Consider the following 6,413-nt stretch of genomic DNA (forward strand, 5'->3'; position numbering starts at 1 on the left):
GTGTTCCCATGGAACTGGAGACGCGGGACGGAGCCCTGGTCATCACCCGGCTGCCGGTGGAGCAGATGGGGGCCCTGTCCCTGGGCCTGGTCCTCACCGACGGGGAAGGGGCGGTGCTCCGGGCCCTGCTGGAGGGGAAAAAGGTCCAGGTCCTGGAGTCGGGCCTAGAGTACAAGGACTATCGCAAAAGCGCCCCCTTGGGCATCTATCAAAAATTCATGGCCCTGGAACGGGGGCTGCGGGAGATGGGCATCTGTGTTGTTAGGGATCGTCATCGGTAGCGTGTGGTGCACCCGAAAGGCGGAGGCGCTGACGGGCCAGACCTTCTTGCTGGTGGCCCCGGAGGGCCACCAGGGCCCCGCCCTGGTGTGCGCCGACCAGGCGGGGGCGGGACCGGGGGATAAGGTGCTGGTCACCCGGGGGAGCGGCGCCCGGATCGCGGCAGGAGAACACATTCCTGTGGACGCCGCCATCGTGGGCATCGTGGACCGGGTGGAGTCCTGAGAGGAGGGGAGCCCATTGTCCGTCAACGAGATCATCATCGGCCTCATGGCCGTCTTTCTGGTGCTGGGCGCCCTGGACCGCATCGCGGGGAATCGCTTCGGCCTGGGGGAGAAGTTCGAGGAGGGTATTCTGGCCATGGGCTCTCTGGCCCTGGCCATGATCGGCATCCTCTGCCTGGCCCCCGTCCTCTCCGACCTGCTGCGGCCGGTGGTGGTGCCGGTCTACACCTTTCTGGGGGCCGACCCCGCCATGTTTGCCGGGACCATCCTGGCAAACGACATGGGGGGCGCCGCCCTGGCCCGGGAGCTGGCCCTCACGCCGGAGGCGGGGCAGTTCGGGGGCCTCATCGTGGGGGCCGTGCTGGGCCCCACCATCGTCTTTACCATCCCGGTGGCCCTGGGCATCCTGAAGCCGGAGGACCTGGAGCCTCTGGCACGGGGGGTGCTCTGCGGCGTGGTCACCATCCCCCTGGGGGCCTTCCTGGGCGGCCTCACCGCCGGCTTCCCGGTGGGCATGGTGCTCCGGAACCTCATTCCCATCGTCCTCATTGCCCTCCTCCTGGCCCTGGGGCTGTGGAAGATTCCCGTCGCCATGGTGAAGGGCTTCACTATCTTCGGCAAGGTGGTGGTGGCCGTTATCACTGTGGGCCTGGCCGCCGCCATCGTGGAGTCCCTCACCGGCCTGGTCCTCATCCCCGGCCTTGCCCCCATCGGGGAGGGCTTTGAGGTGGTGGGGCACATCGCCATCGTCCTGGCCGGGGCCTTCCCCCTGGTCTTTGTCATCACAAAGGTCTTTCAAAAGCCCCTGCTGAAGCTGGGGCGGCTGCTGGGGGTCAACGACGTGGCGGCGGCGGGGCTGGTGGCCACCCTGGCCAACAACATTCCCATGTTTGGCATGGTGGCCGGCATGGACCGCCGGGGCAAGGTGGTCAACGTGGCCTTCGCCGTGTCGGCGGCCTTCGTCTTTGGGGACCACCTGGGCTTTACGGCGGGCTTTGACGAGACCATGATCTTCCCCATGATCGTGGCCAAGCTGACGGGGGGCATCACCGCTGTGGCGGTGGCCATGCTCCTCACCCGAAAGGAGAGATGAACATGGCAGATGTGGACAAGTCGGCTCTGGAGAAGCTGGTGCGCCAGGTGCTGCTGGAAAAGCTGGGGGGCACCCCAGCGCCGGAGCGTCCCGCCGCCCACGGGGTGCGGGCGGTGGCGGTACCCCGGCTGGACGTCCGGGAGGAGGACCGGCTGGACACGGGAAACAGCGGGGACCGGGTGTGGACCCGGGACCTCTTCTCCCTGGAGGAGGCCCCCCGGCTGGGCTGCGGCCTGATGGTCATGGAGCAGACCACCTTCCCCTGGAAGCTCACCTATGACGAGATGGACTATGTTATCGACGGGCGGCTGGACATCCTGGTGGGGGGCGAGACGGTGTCCGCCGGCCCCGGCGAGGTGATTCATATCCCCCGGGGCAGCGAGATCCAGTTCTCCGCCAAGGGGAAGGTCCGCTTCCTCTACTTCGTCTATCCCGCCGACTGGCAGAAATGAAACTACCGGTGTGTGAGCATGCTCACACACCGGTAGTTTCATCATATGCGGTTGAAAATGGCGGGAGAAGTGCCGTCAGCCCTGCTTCTGCCGCTGCTCCTCAATGAAGGCCATGATCTCCTTGCGCTTGAGGACGGAGACACGGAAAGTTTTGCCGTCCTGGGTGTTGACCCGGATGCCCGTGGGGATGAAGAGGGACACATTGTAGGGCTCCATGGACACAATGGCGCTGTAGGGAAGGGAAAAGACCACCCGCAGGGCTTCCACCAGGCCGTTGCCACGGAACAGGATGCGGCGGTCCGTGAAGATGTAGGTGCCGGGGACCTGGGCCCTGCCGGCGCTGGTGCCCCAAAAATCGCCCTTGATCCGCTTGAGCTCCTGCTCGCCGGGCTGAAACTCCAAAATATCGCTGGGTTTACTCATCACTCCATGACTCCTTCCTCAGACAGGTCCACCTGTCTCTCATTTCTATTGGGATGATAGTCAATATTGCCTATCACGCTTCAAGATCATTATAGGCAATAATGGGCATATGTCAAGAAGAAACTGCCAGGGAGGTGGACCATGATCTCCTATGAACCCTTGTGGGAACTGATGCGGCAGCGGGGCGCCTCCACCTATACCTTACAGGTCAAAGGGGGGATCAGCAGCTCCACCATCCGGCGGCTGAAGGCGGGGGAGTCGGTTTCCACCAACACCTTGGAGGCTTTGTGCCAGCTCTTTAACTGCCGGATCGAGGATGTAGTGGCCTATGTTCCGGAACAACAGGATTAAAACAGCGGCGTTGGAATGATCTCCAACGCCGCTGTTTCTGTTTCAAAGGTCACTGATCCCGCAGGGACCGCTGCTCTTCCATATAAGCCTCATCCTTGATCTCCAGCCCACGCTCTCCGGCCAGGCCCTCGATGTGGTGGGTGAACTCGTGGGAGAAGGTGTCCCACAGCTCGTCCTCCCAGTCCTCCTCCGTCCAGTTTTCCAGCTTGGCCAGAGCGGCGAAGGAGCCGTAGTAGAGGTTGATGTGCCGGCCCATCATGTCGTTGCAGTACTCTCCCAGAATATACATCTCCCCCGGCGGGAACTCCGGGTCGGCCTTGGACTCGGGCAGCAGGGCCACCCCGCCGTTGAGCTCTTCAAAGAACTCCGGCGGGAACTCCTCGGCCATCTCGTCCAGCAGGAGACCCACCTCGTCGAAGCTGAGCATGGTCATAACAACCCTCCCCTTACACGGTCTGGTCCTTGGGCTTCTTCATGGTAAGACTGATGCGCTTTTTCTTTTCGTCCACGTCCAGCACCCACACGGTGACCACATCCCCCACGGCGCAGACCTGGGAGGGGTGGCTCACCCGGCGGGGGGTATTGAGCTGGGAGATGTGGACCAGGCCGTCCTGGTGGACGCCGATGTCCACAAAGACGCCGAAGTCGATGACGTTGCGGACGGTGCCGGTGAGCTCCATGCCGGGCTTTAAGTCCTTCATCTCCAGCACGTCGGTGCGGAGGATGGGCTTCGGCAGCTCGTCACGGGGGTCCCGACCCGGCTTCATGAGCTCGCCCACCACGTCCCGGAGGGTGGGAACGCCCACCCCGCAGGCCTCGGCAGCGGCGGCCTCGCCGTAGGCCGACACCCGGTCCCGGAGGTCGGTGAGGGCCCCCGCCCTCACGGCGGAGAGGTCGCAGCCGCACAGTGCAAGGAGCTTTTCCGCGGCGGCGTAGCTCTCCGGGTGGACGGCGGTGTTGTCCAGCACGTTTTTGCTTTCGGGCACCCGCAGGAAGCCGGCGCACTGCTCAAAGGCCTTGGGCCCCAGCTTGGGGACCTTCAAAAGCTGCTTCCGGGCAGTGAAGGCGCCGTTCTCCTCCCGGTACTTAACGATGTTCTTGGCGGTGGTGTTGTTGAGGCCGGACACCCGGAGGAGAAGGGGGGCGGAGGCGGTGTTCAGGTCCACGCCCACGGCGTTGACGCAGTCCTCTACCACACCGGAGAGGGTCTCGTCCAGCCGGGCCTGGGGCATGTCGTGCTGGTACTGGCCCACGCCGATGGCCTTGGGGTCAATTTTCACCAGCTCGGCCAGGGGGTCCTGGAGCCGCCGGGCGATGGACACCGCCGAGCGCAGGTTCACGTCGTAGTCGGGGAACTCCTCGGCGGCCAGCTTGGAGGCCGAGTACACGCTGGCGCCCGCCTCGCTGACGATCATGTAGGAGAGGTCCCCGCCCACCTTCTTGATGAGCTCCACCGTCATCTGCTCGGTCTCCCGGCTGGCGGTGCCGTTGCCGATGGCGATGTGCTGCACGCCGTGCTTTTTCACCAGCTTGGCCAGGGTGTCAATGGCTTCCTGCTTCTTTTTCTCATTGAAGGTGGGGTAGACCACCGCCGTGTCCAGCACCTTGGCGGTGGCGTCCACCACCGCCACCTTGCAGCCGTTGCGGTAGCCCGGGTCCAGGCCCATGGTGACGAAGCCCTTCACCGGCGGCTGCATGAGGAGGGGCTTCAGGTTCAGGGCGAAGTTGTGGATGGCCCCCTCGTCGGCCTGCTCGGTGAGGGTGTTGCGGATCTCACGCTCCAGGGAGGGCTTTAAAAGCCGGTCCCAGGCGTCGTCGGCGGCGGCCCGGACGAAGTCCATGGCCGCCCGGCCGGGCACCACCTGGCGGCGGACCGCCACCTTGGCCGCCTCAGCGTCCAGCTCCACCCCGGCCTTGAGGACGCCTTCCCGCTCACCACGGTTGATGGCCAGGACCTGGTGGCCCTGGACCCGGTTTACCGGGGAGGTGAAGTCGTAGTAGAGACGATAGACCGTGTCGGCGGGCTCGTCCTCCGCTGCCCGGGAGACCAGGGCGCCCCGGCGCAGGTAGAGCTCCCGCAGGGCCTTGCGGACCGCGGCGTCATCACTGACGGCCTCGGCGATGATGTCGCTGGCCCCCTGGAGGGCGTCCTCTACCGTCTCCACGCCCTTTTCCGGGTCGATGAAGTCTGCCGCCAGGGCCGCCGGGTCCACCGGGCTCCCCTTGGCAAAGAGGGCGTCGGCCAGAGGCTCCAGCCCCTTTTCCTTGGCCATGGTGGCCCGGGTGCGGCGCTTGGGCTTGTAGGGGAGGTACAGGTCCTCCACCTCCGCCAGGGTGGCGGCGGCGTCGATGGCGGCCGACAGCTTCTCGGTGAGCTTGCCCTGATTTTCGATGGAGGCCTTGACCTCCTCACGGCGCTTGTCCAGGTTCCGGAGGTACTGGAGCCGGTCGGCCAGGGTGCGCAGGGTGGTGTCGTCCATGGCGCCGTGGAGCTCCTTCCGGTAGCGGGCGATGAAGGGGATGGTGTTCCCCTCGTCGATGAGCTTGACCACATTCTCCACGTGGGTGGGCTCCCGGCCCAGCTCCCGGGCCAGGATGGTGATGATGGTGTCCATTGTGTCGCTCCTTTTGGTAATGGGTGCCTTGATTGTATCACGCCAATGCTTGGCGGACAAGGTAGTGCGAGAGATCTTATACATATATATTTATATATAAGTATGGGAGTGAGCTTCCATGGTTACGATGGTTCAATAATTCAGTTTAAGAATAATATTAGGGTGCCCCACTTTATATATAGGACACCCTAGATAAATCATGCTTTATCAAATTTAGTTAGTACACTTTCCATTAAATCATTTTGATAATGACTTAATATAGACATTGTCCTAAACAATTTAGGAGAATTGATTTGTTTATTGGTTAGTGCAAAAAACGCAAGCGCAAAAACAACACCTGCAGATATTCCATTGGTGTTTAAGTAATCAACATTGATTTCTTCAGGAAGTCCAGTCATTTGTGGACTCATCAAAGCAAGCTTGAAACGTGCATGTGTATTTGGATTACTCACAGAAAAGCTGCTCCAGATACTGTCACACACGGCATTAAGATAATTGCGACGAGCCTGTAAAGTCAGATGCGATAATTCGCTTTCGGACATCTTTGGTGGCATTTGACATCTTGTAAGAATTTGCTGAATTTCGTGTTCATATGTGTTTAATTTATTTGAACATGCATTTTTGATTGCTTTGGCCAATACTTCTTCTTTCGAGAAACCAAACATAATGGGGCCCCCTGACGTTTGATAACGTAACACACATCAAATAATACACTAAATTTTATGTAAGAGAATTTTTAGATATAGTAACATAAAAAGCGAAAAATGGCAATGTGTACAGTAAAAATCTGAATATAATTTACAAATTTATGAATGATTTATTAGATAAATGTTATAAATGGAGTGTATTAAACGTGTGATTGCAGTGTAGGTTTGTCAAACATATTGGACGGTGAACTCTCGAGGAGAAAGCCAACCCAAAGGTCTCATGGGGAAGTTATTGGAGCGGCGGTTGTGGGCAGCGAGCTGCTTTGCGA

At 60.7% G+C, this 6,413-nt stretch carries 9 protein-coding genes; 5 read left to right on the plus strand and 4 right to left on the minus strand.

All coding sequences use genetic code 11. The features are described 5' to 3' along the window. Positions 1-8: 8 nt before the first annotated feature. The 4 genes from ACTNBK_RS01580 to ACTNBK_RS01595 are packed head-to-tail and all read left to right on the plus strand — an operon-like array spanning position 9 to position 2,048. Entirely contained in the window at positions 9-281 is a 273-nt protein-coding gene (locus ACTNBK_RS01580) for a hypothetical protein (RefSeq protein ID WP_441143013.1), read from the plus strand. Further along, positions 256-504: a EutN/CcmL family microcompartment protein gene (locus tag ACTNBK_RS01585; protein WP_276858532.1), complete on the plus strand. Its 249-nt coding sequence runs from the start codon at positions 256-258 to the stop codon at positions 502-504. Before ACTNBK_RS01580 ends, ACTNBK_RS01585 begins: the two co-directional genes overlap by 26 nt. A 15-nt stretch (positions 505-519) precedes the next feature. After that, a complete protein-coding gene (eutH, locus tag ACTNBK_RS01590) occupies positions 520-1,596 on the plus strand; it encodes an ethanolamine utilization protein EutH (protein WP_441143015.1) in 1,077 nt (358 codons plus the stop codon). 2 nt (positions 1,597-1,598) lie between these two features. Then, a complete protein-coding gene (locus ACTNBK_RS01595; protein WP_441143017.1) occupies positions 1,599-2,048 on the plus strand; it encodes a cupin domain-containing protein in 450 nt (149 codons plus the stop codon). Positions 2,049-2,123: 75 nt separating this feature from the next. On the opposite strand, the gene ACTNBK_RS01600 is transcribed toward ACTNBK_RS01595, so the two are convergent. Further along, positions 2,124-2,471 (minus strand): hypothetical protein, encoded by a 348-nt coding sequence (locus tag ACTNBK_RS01600; RefSeq protein ID WP_441143019.1) that lies wholly within the window; start codon positions 2,469-2,471, stop codon positions 2,124-2,126. 141 nt (positions 2,472-2,612) lie between these two features. Here ACTNBK_RS01600 and ACTNBK_RS01605 point away from each other — a divergent pair, with 141 nt between their 5' ends. Beyond that, complete coding sequence (locus ACTNBK_RS01605; RefSeq protein ID WP_441143021.1) at positions 2,613-2,822, plus strand: helix-turn-helix domain-containing protein; 210 nt, start codon at positions 2,613-2,615, stop codon at positions 2,820-2,822. 49 nt (positions 2,823-2,871) lie between these two features. Here the strand turns inward: ACTNBK_RS01605 and ACTNBK_RS01610 are convergent, their stop codons facing one another. From ACTNBK_RS01610 to ACTNBK_RS01620, 3 genes are all read right to left on the minus strand, one after another. Continuing rightward, on the minus strand, positions 2,872-3,255 hold the full coding sequence (locus ACTNBK_RS01610; RefSeq protein ID WP_441143023.1) for a metallopeptidase family protein: 384 nt from the start codon (positions 3,253-3,255) through the stop codon (positions 2,872-2,874). 13 nt (positions 3,256-3,268) lie between these two features. Continuing rightward, positions 3,269-5,437, minus strand: coding sequence for a Tex family protein (locus ACTNBK_RS01615; protein ID WP_441143025.1), 2,169 nt, complete (start codon positions 5,435-5,437; stop codon positions 3,269-3,271). A 197-nt stretch (positions 5,438-5,634) separates the two neighbouring features. After that, positions 5,635-6,102 carry a hypothetical protein gene (locus ACTNBK_RS01620; protein ID WP_441143027.1) on the minus strand — a complete coding sequence of 156 codons (468 nt, stop codon included), beginning with the start codon at positions 6,100-6,102 and terminating at the stop codon, positions 5,635-5,637. Positions 6,103-6,413 lie beyond the last annotated feature (311 nt).

It is taken from the genome of Intestinimonas sp. HCP28S3_D6 (assembly GCF_052065695.1).
Taxonomy (GTDB): domain Bacteria; phylum Bacillota; class Clostridia; order Oscillospirales; family Oscillospiraceae; genus Intestinimonas.

Excerpts from the sequence above, each read along its gene's own strand:
- ACTNBK_RS01605 (WP_441143021.1), top strand. The coding sequence starts at position 2,613 with ATGATCTCCTATGAACCCTTGTGGGAACTGATGCGGCAGCGGGGCGCC.
- ACTNBK_RS01595 (WP_441143017.1), top strand. The coding sequence starts at position 1,599 with ATGGCAGATGTGGACAAGTCGGCTCTGGAGAAGCTGGTGCGCCAGGTG.
- ACTNBK_RS01620 (WP_441143027.1), bottom strand. The coding sequence starts at position 6,102 with ATGTTTGGTTTCTCGAAAGAAGAAGTATTGGCCAAAGCAATCAAAAAT.
- ACTNBK_RS01610 (WP_441143023.1), bottom strand. The coding sequence starts at position 3,255 with ATGACCATGCTCAGCTTCGACGAGGTGGGTCTCCTGCTGGACGAGATG.
- ACTNBK_RS01600 (WP_441143019.1), bottom strand. The coding sequence starts at position 2,471 with ATGAGTAAACCCAGCGATATTTTGGAGTTTCAGCCCGGCGAGCAGGAG.
- ACTNBK_RS01580 (WP_441143013.1), top strand. The coding sequence starts at position 9 with ATGGAACTGGAGACGCGGGACGGAGCCCTGGTCATCACCCGGCTGCCG.
- ACTNBK_RS01615 (WP_441143025.1), bottom strand. The coding sequence starts at position 5,437 with ATGGACACCATCATCACCATCCTGGCCCGGGAGCTGGGCCGGGAGCCC.